General features: G+C 74.5%; 3 protein-coding genes. 1 reads left to right on the top strand and 2 read right to left on the bottom strand.

What is annotated here, in order from left to right; genetic code table 11:
* The first annotated feature begins 1 nt into the window (after position 1).
* Complete coding sequence (locus ABZ714_RS11520) at positions 2-14,092, top strand: hypothetical protein (protein ID WP_358824972.1); 14,091 nt, start codon at positions 2-4, stop codon at positions 14,090-14,092.
* A gap of 69 nt (positions 14,093-14,161) precedes the next feature.
* Here the strand turns inward: ABZ714_RS11520 and ABZ714_RS11525 are convergent, their stop codons facing one another.
* A complete protein-coding gene (locus tag ABZ714_RS11525) occupies positions 14,162-15,640 on the bottom strand; it encodes an RICIN domain-containing protein (RefSeq protein WP_358824973.1) in 1,479 nt (492 codons plus the stop codon).
* 82 nt (positions 15,641-15,722) lie between these two features.
* Positions 15,723-17,798 carry a BTAD domain-containing putative transcriptional regulator gene (locus tag ABZ714_RS11530; protein WP_358824974.1) on the bottom strand — a complete coding sequence of 692 codons (2,076 nt, stop codon included), beginning with the start codon at positions 17,796-17,798 and terminating at the stop codon, positions 15,723-15,725.
* Positions 17,799-18,101 lie beyond the last annotated feature (303 nt).

Below are 18,101 nucleotides of genomic sequence, written 5' to 3' on the forward strand. Positions count from 1 at the left end.
GTTGATCCCCGACAGTATCGAGTTCCCCGAAGCGGCTCGCTATATCCTCTTCGTCCTGCTCGGCGAACTGCCGTTGCAGGCGTCCTCCGATATGGCGTTCTCCAGCTCCATTCCTTACGAGGACAAAGCGGGCCAGGTACTCGATCTGCGGAGTGAGATCGCCGATCTGCTGAACAAGGTCGACGGGGCGCTGCCCCCTCAGGTCGCGGCCAGTTTCAAGGAGGCGCTGGCCCCGCTGACCGGCGCGGGCGGCCAGGATCTGCTCGGAGAGTTGGCGGGACAGATCAGCCAGGTCTCGGACAACCGGATCAGGCAGTCCCAGAAGATCATGGAGTCCAAGTACGAGATCATCGCCGAGGCGCTGATCCTGCTGGCCGAGCTGGCGATCATCGCGGCGCTCTCGTTCTTCACCGGCGGACTCTCCTTCAGCCAGGCCGCGACCGCCAAGGCACGTACCACGGTGGCGGTCCTCACCATCATGCAGCGGCTGCTCAACCAGACGCATCTGCTCCCGGCGCTGAGCGAGGCCGTGCAGGAGGCGCTGACGACCCTCGCCGTCCGGCTCGCGATGCTCACTCTGAACGACGGCCCGCGCCGCCCCGACGGCATCGACGGCCGGGACATCCTGAAGTCCCTGGCGGTCGGCGGTCTCGCCGGTTTCTTCGGCTCCGGAATCTCCGATCTGATCGGCGACATCTTCAAGCGGCAATTCCGGAACTTCGGCGACAACAAGTGGGGTGTCTTCGGGGGAAACGTCTTCCGCAACGCGGCGAGCGAGGGCCCGAGTGAGGCATTCGCCGAATTCCTGGTGAACGGGCTCTTCGACAACCGCTGGAAGTTCGATCTGCTGTCGATGGCGGGCGGCAGTCTCAGCGCAGTCACCGAGATGATCCTCAGCGGCGCCCTGGACCACATCGCCAAGGGACTCAACAGCAAGTTCTTCGACGGCCGCAATGTCTTCACCACCTATAATCCGCCGCCGGGGCCGGACACCGTACTCGGCGGCGGGGGCGGATCCGCCGTGGTCCACACCCCGAGGACCACACCGGACACCACCGTCACGACTGTGTCGTCCGACGGTCCCCGGTCGGTACCCGGACTTCTCGGACCGACGCCCCCGCCGGTACGCACCTCGGTACCTCCGGTGGTCGTACCACCGGCAGTCGTACCGCCCCTGGTGACCGGCGGGGCGACACCGGTGAACACCCTCTCGCCCGAGCTGCTGACCGGCGGAGTGGACCCGTACCGTACGGACGGCCCGCCGCCGGGCGGCTCCTCCCCGTACTCCCCCGGCGGGCAGACCGGCAGCCGCGAGACACCGCTGGTCACACCGCCCGTGAACCCGCCGGATCCCGGGGATTCCAGGGATTCCGGCAACCCTGTCGGTCCGGTCCAACCCGGCCGGTCCGTTCAGCCGGTCGATTCGTCCCGTGATCTCACCTCACCCGGACCCGGCACCACCGGGTCCCCGGTCGTCGGCCCGGCCCCCGGTACGACTCCGGCGGCCGTGACGACCCCGGCCGCCCCCGATCGCGGCGCGACCGTACCGTCCGTCAACTCTCCGTCGCCGACGACTTCGCCGTCGACCACATCGCCGTCCACGGCCGCGCCCGCCTCCGGTGGCCGCCCGGACGTGCCGGGGTCACGCGGAACCCAACCGGAGGACGCCTCTCAGGAGGAGACGCGGACGGCACCCGAGGCCCACGAGAACACCGGTCGGCGCGGCTCCGGCTCCCCGGTCGACGCACCGGCCGTCCCGGCCCCGCCGCCGACCACCCCGACCACCCCGAACGCCCCGACCACCGAGCCGGTCAGGTCCGAACAGTGGCGGCCCCGCCAGGACGCGGCGCCCTCCACCGTCGTACGGACCGTGATCCCGGCCGGGCCGGAGGCCGGCGGAACCAACGGAACCGACGGAACCGACAGCGCCCGCGGAAGCCGCACGGCCGACGGGACGAACCCCAGGGGCACATCGGCGGCGGACGACGGATCCACCACCGTCGCTACCGAGGTGCGGCGGGTACAGGCGGACGACGGCCGCTGGGTACGCGCCCTCTCCCTCGACGTCCCGGTCCGCCCGGGCCCCGGACTCGCCGGGCTCGACCTCGACGATCTGCGGGAGCGGGTCCGCGTACTCCTCGATACCGAGGTCAATCACGGGCTGTCGCTGCCCCGCTCCGGCGACCAGCTCCATATCGACCTCTCGGTGCTGATCGCCCCGGGCGCCGCCGGTGCCGTGGAGATCTCCGCCGCGGACCACCCCGGCCCCTCCACCCAGCGGCACATCCGGCTGTACGGCGACGATCCCGGGCTCGCTCCGGCCGAGCGCGAGCGGCGCCGCGCCGACAACGCGGTCACCGTGCTGCGCCAACTGCTCCGCCGGGCGGGCCTCACCCCCACCGCCGACCCGGCGACGGGTCCGCTGGTCACCCCGGAGGCGCTGCGGACCACCGAGTCCGTCACCGACACCACCACGGCGGCCGGGCCGGATCTCCTCCCGCCGGTGGTCCGCCCGTCCCTGGAGTCCGACGGCCCCGGCTTCGGGCCAAAGCCGGCGACGGCCCGGCCGGACCGGCCGCGTCCGATCGTCACCGCCCTCGCCCTGCCTTCGGACCCCGACGCCGACTCCGGCACGGACTCCGAATCCGAATCCGAATCGGACTCCGGCAGCGAATCGGAGAGCGAATCCGGCGGCGGTACGGAATCCCGGCCCGTCCGGCACTCCGACCCGGCACCGCAGGCGCGGCCGGAGCCGGAGCCTCAGCCGACGGGGCTCATCGTCAAGCACCATCCCGACTACATGCTGACCGTCGGTTCCGGCGTCGGCCGGCTGCTGCACGGCCTCGGCCATCCGGCGCTGCTCGCCGGGGACGCCCGCGCCCGGGTCCAGTTCGGCAACCCCCGCCCACTGCTGACCGTGGACTTCGAGGTGGTCGCCAACGGCCTGCCCGACATCGACGTCCTCCGCCGCGAGCTGGAACGGCTGCCGGGCGACCCGGTCGTCACCGTCCCCGTCCAGAACCGTCCCGGGGCCGTACTCCTGACGGTGAACGGGGTCGACATCCGGCTCACCGTCGGCACCCCGCCCAGGGCCTTCGCCACGGCCCCCGGCTTCACTCTGCCGTCCCCGCCGGACTCCCTCGCCGACGCGGCCCTCGCCCTTGCCACCGCGCCCGACCGGACGTCCCGCGACGAGGCCCTCTTCGATCTGCTGTGGACCCTCGGCCGAGCCCCCGCCGAAGGCCCCCCGGCCGCCGCGCTCATCGACGCCCGGGAGGACGCCTACCGGGCCGCCGCGCCGCCGGGAGCCGCGCCCTCCCTCGCCGTACAGCTCAGTGAACTGCTGGACGCCGCCCTCGACCCCGACGCCCTGCACCAGCACGAAGTCCTCTGGGCAGACAACGAGGCGGACGAGGACGACGAGTCGCTGCTGACGGAGGAGTTGACCACCTTCGCCGCCGAGCTGCGGTCCCTGCCTCAGGTGACCGCCGACCCGGTCCGCGTACTCGCCCGCCGGATCCCCGGCATGACTGGGAACGAACGCACGCACACCATCGCCCGCCTCACCCCCGACCACCGCGAACGACTCGCCAACACCCCCGCCCTCATCGACACATTGCGCGACACCCTCACCCACGACCAATTCGCCACCACAGCCGCCGACCTCATCATCCAGATCCCCGACGGAGTCCACCAGCCGACCTCCGCCCGCGAGGCCGCCCGTGAGCAGGTCGCCCGGCTGCTGCGCGATCCCGTCGTCACCGCCCGGCTGGTCAAGCTGGGCTCACGGGTCGTCGTGGTGCCCCGGGACCGGCCCGTGACGTCCCTGGACGCCTTCAAGGAGTTGGAGCACCGGACCGGTCCCGACGGCCGGTGCTTCCACACCATGCGCGGAGTGGCCACCCTGCACGCGGCCGTGAGTGAGGAGAACCTGCTCGGCGAGCACACCACGATCGGGGCGGTGAGACACCTCCCCGACGGCTACTCGGCCACGTTCCACGAGGTCTCCCACATCGTCCACCGGGTCGGTCTGGACTTTGCCGACCTCGGGCTGATCAACCACGTCTTCCAGGCCACGACCACGGCGGGCGAGGCGGGCGCCTGGCCCGACGGCGCGCTCTACGTCCACGACACGAGGACCGGCCGCCGCCGGGGGCCCAACTACAGCAGCCTCAACCAGTACGAGTTCTTCGCCCAGCTCACCAACGTCTATCTGCGGGCCAACACCGGCAACGACCCCGTCACGGGCGGGCCCCGCGAGAACGGCGGCCCCAAGTGGGTCGAGGCGAACCATCCCGACCTCTACCGGCTGCTGCTCCGGCTCTACGGCCCGGGGCCCGAACGCTCCCTCAAGGCCAACCCGGTCGTGGCGACCCAGGGCATGAACGAGGGACTGGCCGGGGCCCGCGCCCTGCTGAACAGCGACACCGCCCGCGAGATCGATTCCGATACCGATACCGGCCTCGCGTCCGACTCCGGCTCCGACTCCGGCTCCGATTCCGACTCGGACTCGGACTCGGACTCCGGCGACGGATCCGGAGCCGTACGCGGTACGGGCCCCGGCCCCCGCGACACGACCGCCGCTCCCCGGCGCGCCGGGCTGTATCCGCCGCTCGCCGTACCGACACGATCGGTCAGCTCGACGGAGTCGGAGGAATCGGAGGAATCGGCGGGCGCGGCCGTACCTCCGCACCCAAATCCCGTGCTGGAGGTCGGCCAGTACGTGGCCCTGGCGCTGCGCGGCCTCGGCGCGCCGGCGGTGCTGTCCGGTACCGCGCGCGATGTGGTGCAGTTCGACAACCCCCGCCCGCTGAACGCCGTGGACTTCCGGCTGGTCGCGGCCCGGCCGCCGGCGGCCGACCGGATCCGCGCGGCGCTGGAGCGGGAGCTGCCGGATGCCCGGATCGATCCCCTGCCCGCCCCGGACGGCGACCGGGCCTTCGCCCTCTCGGTGGACGGGGTCACGGTCCGGTTCGGCGTCGGCGACCCGCCCGCCGCCACCGTCACGGCCGACGGCTTCACCCTCCCCGCCCCGGCCGGCTCCCTCGCCGAAGCCGCCCTCGCCCTGGCCACCGGGACCGACCGCGACCGTCTCGACCGGGATCTCCTCGATCTGCTGTGGGCGGCGAGCCGCACTCCCGCCGACGGTCCCCGGGCCGCCGCCCTCCTCGGTCCCGTGGCCGACGCCTACCTGTCCGTCGCGCCGCCCGGGGCCGCCCCCTCCGTCGCCGTACGGCTCAGTGAACTGCTGGACGCCGCCCTCGACCCCGACGCCCTGGCCGGACACGAGCGGATCTGGACGGCGCTGGGGGTCGAGGAGGCCGATCTGCCGGGGCTGCGGACCGAATTGTCCGCCCTCGCCGCCGAGCTGCGGTCCCTGCCCGAGGTAACCGCCGACCCGGTCCGCGTACTCGCCCGCCGGATCCCCGGCATGACCGGGAACGAACGCACGCACACCATCGCCCGCCTCACCCCCGACCACCGCGAACGACTCGCCAACACCCCCGCCCTCATCGACACATTGCGCGACACCCTCACCCACGACCAATTCGCCACCACAGCCGCCGACCTCATCATCCAGATCCCCGACGGAGTCCACCAGCCGACCTCCGCCCGGATGACCGCGCGGACCGAGATCGCCCGGCTGCTGCGGAACCCCGATATCGCGGCCCGGCTGGTCAAGGGCGGTTCCCGGATCGTGGTGGTGCCCCGGGACCGGCCCATGACGGATCTGGACGCCTTCAAGGATCTGAAGGGTCTGGCCACCGACGACGGCAGACCCTGGGACGAGGTCCGCGGCATGGGGCGCCACAGCGCCGCCGTCACCGAGGAGAACCTGCTCGGCGAGCAGCCCGAGGTGGGCGACGAGGAGGCGTACCCCGACGGCTACTCCACCACCCTCCACGAGGTCGCCCATACGATCCATCTGCACGTCCTGGACGCCGCCGACCGGCTGCTGATCACCGAGGCCTTCGAGGCCACCGACGAACTGGGCGAGGACGGCGCCTGGCCCGACGGCGCGCTCTACGGCTACGACGAGGGCGGCGAGCGCAGCCTGCCGAACTACAGCAGCCTCAACGAGAACGAGTTCTTCGCCCAGCTCACCAATGTCTATCTGCGGGCCAACAGCGGCAACGACCAGTTCACCGGTCTGCCCCGCAACAACGGCGGCCCGAAGTGGGTGGAGCGGAACCAGCCGGGTCTCTACCCCCTGCTGCTGCGGCTCTACGGCCCCGGGCCCGAGCGGCCGGCGGCCGTCAACCCGGTCCACGCCACCGGCACCGAGAACGAGGCGCTGGCCCGCGCCCGCGCCCTGTGGGACGTCGCCGGGGGCGAGCCGGGCGAGGGCGGTGACGCGTACGACGACATGCGGAAGCTGTGGGAAGGGCCCCGGGGCGACGGCCGTACCGGTGACGTACTCCCGCCGGGCGGCGGACGGCGGAAGTACGAGGGAGTACGCGCCCTCTGGCACGCCGCCACCGGCAGCCACCAGCCGCAGGGCCATCCGGAAGCCCCGGCGCCCACCCCGGGCGGACGGCGGCGGAGGGCGGCGCGCGCCCTCTGGCAGGCGGCCACCGGCGGCCGTTCGCGCGACCCCGCCGCAGCGCCGCCCGCCCCGCTCCGGCCCGCGCCGCCCTCCGCCGCCGTCCGCCCGGAGACACCGGAAACACCGTCCGAAGCCCCGGTGGAGACCGGCGAGACCCCGGTAGCAGTCGAGGAGACACCGGGACCGGCCGATCTCCCCGAGCTGTCCGCGTACGCCCGCTCCTACGGCACGGACCACGACGGACAGATCGGACTCGTCCTCTTCGAGCGCACCCCGCGGGCCGTACTCGACGGTCTGTACCGGCAGATCACCGACGCCCTCGGCATCCCCGGCGGCACCCCGGACGCCACCGCCGTACGGAACCGGCTCGCCGGGCTGCTGACCGCCGAGGACGTCGAGGAGCACCGGCCCCGGCTGCGCGACAGCGGGGGCCACCGGATCACCGTGCGGCACGGGAACCGGGACCGTACCGTCGACATCCGGTTCCTCCACCGCGACACCCGGCACTCCGCCCGGTACTACGGCGCCGGGCAGCTCACGCCGCCGGACGCCCGGGTGGAGCGGCGGGCCGAGGGCGCCCAGGGGTTCACCGCCACCGAGGACTCGGGCACGTACCGCACCCTCGTCCTGCCCTGGTCGCTCAACCACTCCGTCGGCTCCGGGCCGCTGCGCTGGGGCGACATCACGGTCACCACCAGCCTCACCCACAACCAGCTCACCCAGAGCATCACCGTCGGGGAGACCTTCCAGATCAACAGCAAGCACTTCGCGAAGGAGCCGGCCCGGCCGCTCGACCTCGACGCGCTGTGGCAGATCCGGGTCGACGCGGCGGACAGCACCGACAACGCCGACAACGCCAACGGTACCGACACCGACACCGACGACGGATGGTCGGCCGCGCGCTCGCACGGGCCGCTCACCGGCTGGTTCCCCGAACACCGGGCCGTCGGCGACGGCACCGGCAGCCCCGGGCCCGGCACGACCACAAGCACAAGCCGGCCCGCCCGGCTGCCCGAGCCGGGCCCCCTGGACGATCTGCCGCTCTGGGGCGTGGAGTCGCTGGCCCGGCCGGGGCGGCTGCTCGCCGAGGTGCTCGCCGCACCGGCCTTCCCCGAACTGCGCGCCCTCGGCACCGGATCCGCACAGGCCCTGGACGACTTCTTCGCGGAGATCTTCGGGCGCGGTACCGCGTTGCCGCAGACCGACGGCGGGGTCTTCTCGCCCGTCCTCACCGACGCCGATGACAACGCCGTCGGGGTGGTCCAGCTGATCGCCCGGGTGACCCCGGGCCGTCCCCTGCTGCGCGCCCCCGACGACAAGCTGTCCCTGGAGATCTATCTGGGCCGGGGACTGACCATGGAGCAGTCCGCGCGGCTCAGCAGCGGTATCGGGGTGGATGTCGCGGGCGGTCCGACCTTCAACCCCGGCCGGGGGAAGGGCGAGAGCGATACCGCGCCCCGGTTCGGGATCGGGCTGCTGGGCCGGTTCGGCGGCGGCTGGAAGGTCGACGAGGGCCTGATCGGCACCGCCACGACGACCCTGATGCACGGCGCCTTCACCACCGGCGGGCAGCTCCTCACCCCGGCCACCGTCGACTACGAGGTCGTCCTGCACCGGGCGGCCGGGGGCTCGGCACGCGCCGCGTTCGGCCCCTGGCGGGACGGGCTGCGGCTGCTGGTGCCGCCCGCCGACACCATGGCCGGGCAGCGGCCGGTGGGCGGCGGGGTCCGGGCGCTGACCGGGCGGCTGGACCGGCTCGACAGCATCGGGCCCGCCGAGCTGCCGTTCCGGGTCGACAGCCCCGAGTTGACGGCGTTGCTGGACCGGGCCGCGAGCTGGCTGCGCGCCGAGGGCTTTCTGCCGCCCACCGATGGCCCGGCGGCCGGCCGGTTCCCCGGCGGGCCGGTCCTGGACGAGCCGGCGCGCCGGGCCCGGCTGGCCGGACTGCGGCGGTGGAGCCGGTTCCGTACCCGGCTCGGTCTCGCCCTGGCGATACCGGAGGCGGTCGACGGCGGACACCATCTCTTCTTCGAACGGCCCGCCACCGTCGGCGCGACCCGCCGGGTACGGCTGCGGCTCTCCGCCCGGCGGGACACCGGGCGGCGCGCCGAGCACCTCCGCAGACTGCCCCGGGTCCATCCGCTCGGCTCCGGCGGCTACGAGACGGGCGGCGCCCGGCAGCGCGGCACGGCCCTCAGCGGCTACGGCGGGGGCGGTTTCACCCTCGGTTTCCCCGTCGCCGACGGCCGGGGCACGGTGACGGGCGGGCCGGATTACACGGCGACGGGGCAGCGCACCGAGGCGGTCTCCGTCGGTGACACCACCGGGCTCGAACAGCTGATGCTGGCGGCGGGGGACGGCGGCGACGTCTTCGGCGTACCCCTCGTCCTCGAACTCGACCTCTACGAAGGCGATGACGAGACCCCTCTGATCCGGTTCGCCGACCGCGCCGACGAACCGGGCGAGGGTTCCGGCGACGATTCCGACGACGACTCCTACGACGCCTTCGACGCGGACGGGACCGGTGGCGGGAACGCCATCGCCCTCGTACCGCTCGGACCCGGCGCGCGGCGGCGCGGTGTCCCCGGCACGCTCTCCCTCCTCGTCCGGCATCACCTCACCCGGCCCGCCGCCGGGGCACCGGCGCCCGCCGAGCCGGCCGCCCATGTGCTCCGGGCGCCGGTATCCGACGCCACGGACCGCGACGACCAGCGCCGGCTCCACCCGGCCGCCGCCCAGGAGGGACCGGTCACCTCCCCCGTCCCCGTCCCCGTCCCCGGTACGGTCCCGCTTCCGGCGGGCTCCTTCGTGGACGGCTTCCGGGTCACCGCGGCCGTGATGGACGCCCTGTCGCGGATCGCCGCCGGTACCTATCCGGGCGTTCCCGGGCCCGGCCCCCTCGCCCGTGCCGCCCGGACCACCGGCGCCGTGCTCTCGGACACGGCCGGACGGGTCGGCGGCACCACGCGCCGTACCCTCGAACTCGCCCGGCAGAGGCTGCCCGTCGGCCGGCTGGGGCCCGTCAACGACATCGGCGTACGGCTGCGCGCCCCGCTGTCGCAAGCCGCCCGGACTTCCAAGGCCGAGGGCGCGGCGGTCTGCAAACGGCTCTCGGCCGCCGCGCTCGGCGCGGCCCGCAACGACCCCGGAACCCTCGCCGCCGAGGCCCGGCAGTCCGCGATCCGCCCCGGTCAACTGCTCGCCCGGGCGCAGCAGATCCTCGGCGGGCGCTATGTCGTGGACGCGCTCACCCTCCCCGGCATGCTGGCCGACGAGGTGCTCCAGGTGACGATCCGGGGCTATCTGCACCAGCCCCGGTATCTGGGTGACGCCACGCTCTACACGGAGCGGTCGGCGATCTCCGGCGGTTCCGCCGCCCGGCAGCACGGCACGGGTCGGACCCACCAGTTCACGGGCGGGCTCACGGGGCTCCAGAGCGCCCCCGCCGACCGGTCCGCCCTGGTCCACCAGTTCAATCCGAGCCTGCGGCACGGCTATACCCGCCGTAACGAGACGGCGGACACCCGGACCGCGATCACCAAGGTCACCCGGGTCCAGTCCCATACCGGACCCCACCATCTGATCGGCGCCCATGTCACCCTGCTGATCACGGTCAGGCGCGGGGTGCGCAACGTTCTCGGCAATACGTTCGGAGTGGGTGAACTGGATCGCGTCGAGGTCGCCGTGGACCTGCCCGAGGCGATCACCTTCCTCACACCCGCCGCGGTACTCGCCCGGTACGCCCACTGGTACCGCTTCCCGGGGGTGACGATTCCGGTGCCGCCCACACCGAACCTGCCGCCGCCGGACGACTTCGCCAGGACCGGTCTCCTCGGGCTCGGCACCGTACTGTCGCTGACCCAACTCAGCGGCGAGGCCGACGGGACCGGCGGCAACGTCGGTGCGCATCGCGCGGAGCACCGCGACCGGCTGGGCGACGAGCTGATCCGGCTGGTGGAGCGCGAGGCGCCCGGCGCCACCCGCCCCGGGCACTCCTCCTATCTGCCCGGTGTCGCCCCCGAGATAGCCCGCAGGACCGAGCCCGCCGCGCTGCAGTCGCTGCCCGGACGCGGACCCGACGGCTCCGCCTTCCAGTTCGTGCACGCCGCGCTCGGCGGCGCCCGGCTGGTCGAGGTGGCGCTGGCGGCGGTACCCCTGCGGGGAACGGCCGCCCTGCGCGAGCTGCGCGGCCGGCCCGTGACCGCCGCCGGGATCGAACAGACCCAGACGCACGCCCCCGGGAACCGGGCGACGACCCGGACCGTCACCCGGGCCCATCAGACGACGGCCGCCCCCGTCTCGCGCTTCCCGCGCCCCGGGGTCTTTGGCCGGACCGACCGCGAGGGCCCGGCCCTCGCCCTCACCCATCAGCGGGCCCGGATCGCCCGCCAGGACCGCACCGGCGAGGACCGGCTGTGGACCCGTACCGACGTCGTCGCCGACTTCGAGGGCGTGGAGTACGTCCTCACCGCGTCGGTACGCTCCCGGCTGATCACCGAATGGCCCGCCAACGTACCCGGCGGAGTGCTCCGGGCCGGACTGCTCTCCTTCAAGGGACTGGAGGGCACGACCGCCGAGCGGCTCGCCGACTGGTGGCAGCGGATGCTGGCCGGGCGGCCCGACCGCCGGATCTCCGTCCCGGCCTCCGCCGTGATCCGGTTCGCCGGATCGGAAGCGGCGCCGCCGCACGCGGTACACGGCCCGCTGTCGCCCGCGGTCCACACCGACGATCCGGTACGCACCGGACCGGCCCCTAACTCCGGTCCCGTCGACGGCACAGCAGGTCCGGTCGACGGCACGGCGGGCCGGATCGACGGCACGACCCGCCTGGTGCCCACCGGACCCGCCCCCGTCTTCCACTTCAACGGCTTCCCGGAGCTGGTCACGGCGTTGCGCGAGGTCGCGCCCGGGACGGTCGCCGACTGGGGTCTGCCCGCCGCCGTCTCCGCCGAGGCCGCCGCCACCCGGCTCGGCGAACTCGTCCAGGCCGGACGGCTGACCGTCGACACACCCCGGACCGGTGCCGGGCTCACCCCCCTGGTCCCGGGCACCCGGACGCTGCCTGGTTCCCGGCGACCGCCCGTGCTCTCGATCGCGTTCTACGCCCCCCGGCCCCTCGCCGCCAGCGCCGATGTCGCCGTGGACCGGGTCCGCCGCCAGGGGCGCGGCACCACCGTCACCGGCTCGGCGGGCGGCGCCTTCGCCCTGACCAACCAGGGCACTCTCTCCCTGAACACCGCCGACCGGCAGCTCCTCGCGTTCTCGTCGCCGCTCGCGGCCCAGCAGCCGCACACCTCCGGCTACGGCGGCAGCGCCACCGGCAACCGGCTCAACCGGCTGCGGACCGGACAGGCCACCACCCCGGCCGACCGCGCGGGCACCCCGAACCACCAGGCGCTGACCGATGTCGTCATCACCGTCGAGGGACCGAAGGGGACCCGCCGGGTCAGCGGCGCCGCCGTCGTCCGGCTCTGGGAGAACGACGTACTCGGCTTCGGTGTGACGGCCGCCCGCCCCCGCCCAGGGGTGTACGACGTCCCCGCGTTGCTCACCGACGGGCAGCGCGCGGCCGATCTGCGCGACTGGGCCCGGCATCCGCTGACCGACCTGCCGGACGCCCTGGCCGCCGCGCTCGATCCCCTGGACCCCGCAGCCCGGCTCTGGTTCGGACTCGGCGCCGACCCCGGCGGCGACCGGCTCGCCCACGCCGTCCGGGCCGCCGCCCGGACCGCCGCACGGGCCGGACGGCCGGTGGAAGCGGTGGTCAGAACCGTCGACGGCCCCCGGCACTGGCCGTTCGACGCGAACGGCGACCCCACCGACACCACCCAGGGCACCGCCGCCGGATGGCAGGCCTGGCGGGACGCGGGCACGGCCCATGACGACGCCGTCGCCGCCCAGCGGCGGGCCGCCGCCCTGATCCGGGAGCGGGGCGGGGAATCGGTCGCCGCCGCCGAGACGCTGCGGATCGCGGAGGCCGCGTACGCCGACGCCGTCACCACCCACGAGGAGGCCCGGGCCGCGCACACCACGGCGGTCTCGGCCGCCGACACCGTACGCGGGACCGGCGCCGAGTCCGTCGCGGCGGCCGAAACGGTGTACGCGCGCACGGAGTCGGCGGTCCGCGAGGCCGAGGCCCTGCCGACGGAACAGCAGGTCGAACGGGCCGGGGACGGTTGGCGCCGGGCCGACGGCGAGGCGCGCGCCGCCGAACGCCGGGCACCGTCGGCCACCGAGACCGTCGCGCTCCGCAACCGGGCCGACGCGGCACACGACGCCTGGCGGAGGGCGGCCGAACTGCACGAGGGCCGAGCCGCCGCCGTGGCCGCCGCGCACACCGCCAGGGCCCGAGCCGCCCGCGCCCTCGAACGGGCCGAGGCCGAGCGGGACCGGCGACAGCGGGAGGCCGACGCCGCGATGGCCGAGGCGGCCCGTACGGCGGATGCCGCCGAACGCGCCGCCGACCGGCAGGCCCGGCTCCGCGACGCCGACCGGGACCGGCTGGACGGCATCAGGCGGGAGCTGGGCGAGCTACAGGCCGAACTGGCCGTCCAGGCCGCCCGGCAGGGCGCCGCCCTGCGCGAACTGGCCCGGACCACCCGGGCGCTGGACCAGGCGCGCCGTGCCGAGGGGATCGGGGAATCCGGGTCGCTGCTGGGGTCGCTGTCGGCCGCGCCCCAGGAGTCGGAGCCGGGACCGGGTCCGACGGGTCGGGCGCCACGGGTCCGTCCGGCGCCCCCGGCGACGACGGCCCCACCGCCCGCGCGGTCCGACCGGTCGGCGGCGTCCGGCACCACACCGCCGACCGGTCCCCCGCCGGCCGTCGCGCCGAGCGCCCCGCGCCGTACCGACGACGGCGGTGCCGTACTCGACGGCATCCGGTACGCCCCCCATCCGGTGGCCGCCGGAGCCGAAACCGCCCCCGAACCCGCCTCCGGGCGGGCGGCGGAAGCCGTCGTACTGGCCGCGCTCGGCGACCGGGCGCCGCTGGCCGGGCTCCTCCCGGCGACGGAGCCGGACCGGAGCACCGCCTTCCGGGCCTGGCTCGCGACCACCCTCGACGGCGCCGAGATCGCCGACGACCAGGTGCCGCCGCTGTCCCCGTCGGCCCGGATCCCGCTGCCCCTGCTGACGGACGCGGGCCAGGTCCTGACCGACGCCCAGCGCGCCCAGGGCACCCTCCTCGGCGATCTGCTCCCGGCCGCCGAAATCGCCGCCGGACCCGCCGTACGACTGCGACTGCTGCTGGCCGACCCCGCGTTCGGCGGAACCGGCACCCGACTGCCGCTGCTCCCGCTGCTGACCGCCGCGGCGGTCGCGCTCGGTGTGACGGCGGCGGTGGCCCCGGCGGACGGCCCGCTCGTACGGCTGCCCGGCGGCGCGCCGGGCCCGGTCGCCGTACCGCCGCCGTACGTCCTGCTCCTCCACGACGGCGACCGGTGGATCGTGCTGCGCCGCTCCCCCGCCGATGAATCCGCCGATGAATCCGGCACCGAGTCCGGCGACGAGTCGGGGGGCGAGACCGGGCCGGGCGGGGCGCCCTGATACGGGGGCGGGCCCGGGGGCCTCGGTCCGTACCGAACTCCCCGGGCCCGCCGCCCGATACGACCCCGCTCAGGAGCGGGCGAAGCTCCACTCGTGGTTGTTCTGCCCCTCCGGCGCGCACGGCCAGATGATCAGCTGGCGTTCCTTCTCGCTATTGCTGTACGAGTCCAGGCACTGATTGTTACTGGCATAGTTACGGATCCAGTACTTGCCGTCCGCCCGCTTGTCGAGCCACCAGAGCTGGTTGTCCTTCGTCGTGCCGTTGCAGGGGTATTCGGTGACTCCGGTCGCCCCGCCGACTCCGCCGTAGCCGGGCAGATCCAGACACATGCTGTCCATGACGTTACGTATCTGGAAGAGCGGCACGCCACCGGGCCCGGCGTCGGCGTAGCGCCGCTCCACACTCCACAACTGGTTGTCGCCGTTGGTGTTGTTGCAGGTGGCGTGGTGGATCTCGGTATCCGGCCGACCACTGGAGTAGCCCGGGACATCCACACAGGTGCCATTGGTGTTGTTCCTGATCAGTACCCGGGTCAGTACGGCGGGCAGATCACTCGCCGCGCCCCGGGCCTGCGACTTCGGCTTCGACTTCGGCTTGGTCTTCGGGCCGGACTGCCCCGGCTGCCCGGACTTCGCCTCGGGCCCGGTGCCCGGCGGCGGGGGCGGTACGGCGGCCTGCCCCCCGCCCCCGGGCCGGGCCTTCGACTCTTCCTTCTTTCCTTCGACCGGCTTTTTCGACGGTTCCTTCTTCGCCGGCTTCGACGGGGGCGGCGATTCGGCGATGAACGCGCCCGCCGGGTCGTCCTCGTCGTTCAGAATGTGTTCGGCCGCCCCGGTGTTGACGGCATTCTTCTCCTCGCCCTTGCTGGTCGCCATGATCAGCAAGGGGACGGCGGCCAGGAGTACGCCCACCATGGCGGCACCGGCCAGTACCGGCTTCCCGATCCGGCCGGGCTCGCGGGTATCGGGTCCGTCCGCGTCGCCACCGGATCCGGCGGCCGTCGCGGCGGCACCCCGGCGGGTCTTCCCGGCCCGCGCGGCAGCCGCCGTCGCGGCCACGGCGGTGGTCGCGGCCCCGGCGCCCGTGCTCGTGGCGGCCGGGGCGGCTGCGGCCACTGCGGATTCGCCGTTCGCCGCGGACCCGGGCTTCTCGGCCTTCTCCCCCGCCTCGGGCTCCTCGGATCCGGACGCACCGGACCCCGACCGCTCGGACTCCGGCTCGGGATCGGATTCGGACTTTCCGGGCTCCGGCGCACCGGACTCGGGCTCCCGGCCTGCCGCCGTGGTCCCGTTCGTCCCGTTCGTCCCGTTCGCCCCGTTCGTCCCGGCGGATCGTTCCTCTTCCCCGGCCCGCGTCGTACGGGACTCCGAAGCCCCGGTCTTCGGAGCCTCGGACTCCGTTTCCCTCGCCGGTTCCGGGGTCCGGGAGCCGGTACGGGACGTCCCCCGGCCCAGGAGATCGGCGGCGACGGCCTCGGCGTCGGGTTCGGCGGCGGACCCCGCCGGTCGGCCGGCGGGCTCTCCCGATGCCTTGTGCTGGTCGGACATCTGTTTCTCCTCTGGTCCCGGCGGCGCTGCCCCGGGGCGATACGGATACGGGGAACGGGTGGCGCGGTTTCCGGCGGCCGGGTCAGGGCCGGTCCGGGTCCGCGCCCCTCGGTGGACCGGGCGGCACGGTCGACGGCACGGGCGCCAATGGGCCCGCCGCCCGGAAGTGTCCGGCGAGCCGCGCCGGGTCGGTGCCGTCGCGGCCGGTCAGCGCGCGGGCCAGGGCGGCGTGCAGCAGTTGGCGGCCGGAGGGGGTGAGGGTGCCGAGCAGTACCTCGTGGACCAGCTCGGGGAGCCGGTAGTGCCCGGCGAAGGGGTCGCCCCGGTCCGGATGCCAGACCAGCAGTCCGGCGGTGACGGCGGCGTCGACCAGGGCCGGCAGCCGGTCGGCGGCCAGCCCGGGGATCTCGGCGAGCAGTCCGAGATCGAGCCGTCCGCCGTCGGCCGCGGTGTGGGCGAGTGCGGTCCGGGCCTCCTCGGAGACTCCGGCCAGCCGGTCGTGGACGATGGTGCCCACCGCGGCCGGTACCCGCGCGCCCGGTCCCGTACGGCGCCCCGGCGGCAACCCCAGCAGCTCCGTCAGGACGAACGGATTGCCCGCCGACCGCCGGTGCAGGGCCCCGGCGTCGGCCGGGTCCTCGTCGCGCGCGGTGAGGAGTTCGGCGATGTCGTCGGCGGTCAGCGGCTCCAACTGCAGCCAGAGGGTGCCGCGTCGGGCCAGATCGGCGAGCAATCCGCTGACCTGCGGCGCCCCTGTGTCGCGTAGGGCGCAGACCACGGCGGCCGGGGTGTTGCGGAGCAGTTCGGCGAGGCGCCGCAGCCGGGCGTGGCTCTCCGGGGCGGCGGAGTCCAGGTCGTCGAACTGGACCATGGCGGGCGTCCGGCGCAGTCCGCGGACGAGTGCCTCCACCGGATCGGGCCGTCCGGCCGCGGACTCACCGGATTCACCGGATGTACCTGATTCGCCGGCCTCGTCCGGTGTACCGGGACCGCCCGGACCGCCGTACCCGGCCGGACCGCCGGGACCCGGCTCCCGCCGCCCCAGCGCGTCCAGCAGACCGGCCAGCGGGCAGGACCGTTCCCCCGCGCCGCCGAACTCGCCCACTCCGTCGGATCGGTCGCCGCGTAAGCGGACCACGGGCAGTCCGGATCCGGCGGCCCGGGCCGCCAGTTCGTCCAGCAGCCGGGTCTTGCCGGTGCCCGCTTCGCCGGAGACCACGGCCCACCGGGTGCCGCCCCCGGCGACGGCCGCCAGCAGCCCGTCGAGCCGGGCGATTTCCTCGGCCCGCCCCACCAGGTGCGGCACGTCGGCGGAAGCGGTCGCGGCCGAGGAGGGCGCGGCCAGGTGGTACGGGCCCGGGGCGCCGCGTACGGGCCCCAGGACATCGGTGTCATGGCGCAGTACGGCGGTCTGGAGTTCACGCAGTCCGGGGCCGGGGTCGAGGCCCAGTTCGCGGGCGAGGAGGGAGCGGAACCGCTCGTACTGCCGGAGTGATTCGACCGACCGCCCGGCCGTGTACAGGGCGCGCATCAGCAGGGCCCAGGACGTTTCACGGAGCGGGGCGTCGGTGGTGAGCCGGGTGGCGGCGGGTACGGCCCGGCCGGTGTCGGCCTGTTTGATGAGGACGGTGACGCGGAGTTCGCGGGCGTCCTGGCGGGCGGAGTCGAGCCGGGCGCGCTCCCGGAGGGCGAAGGCGTGGTCGGCGGCTTCGCCGAGGGCCGGTCCGCGCCAGAGGCCGAGGGCCCGGTCGAGCAGTTGGAGGGTCCGGTCGAGCCGTCCGTCGCGGAAGGCGGTACGGGCCGTGAGGACGGACTCCTCGAAGACGGCGGTGTCCCGGGCCTCCCGGGGTATCCGGAGCGCGTATCCGGCCCGGCTGCTGACCAGCAGCTCCGAACGGCCCTGGCGCCCGGGGTCGATGGCCGACCTGAGCCGGCTGATGTGCGCGCGTACCGAGGACGCGGCGGCCGTCGGCCGGCCGCCCTCCCAGAGGTCGTGGCAGATCTCGCCGAGGGAGACCGGACCGCCGTCCTGGATCAGCAGCCGGGTGAGCAGTACCCGGCGCTGGCGGGGGCCGAGGTCGAGCGGTTCCGTGCCGCGCAGTACCTCGACGGGGCCGAGCAGGCCGAACCGCAGCGGGGAACCGTCACGGGTGTCCATGAGATCGGCCACCTCCTGATGGCGCCGTCCGGAGCGAGCCGCACGACATGTCCGGGGGTACGCGGAGTCCGGGGTTCACGCGGGTACGGGTGTACGGGTGTACGGGTGTACGGGTGTAGGGGATACGGGCGCGAGGAGCAGGGGCACGCGAACGGGACTCCCGGGTCCGGTCCGGTCCGCGCGGTGCCGGCAGCCTATGCGATCCAATGCGACGTACAAGGATCAAGGTGGCGCCGGTGCGACGCGGTTGGGACCGGTCGGCGACGGTCCCGTGACACGCTCGTTCCCGGTCTCCGTTCCCGA

It is taken from the genome of Streptomyces sp. NPDC006798 (assembly GCF_040635975.1).
GTDB lineage: Bacteria > Actinomycetota > Actinomycetes > Streptomycetales > Streptomycetaceae > Streptomyces.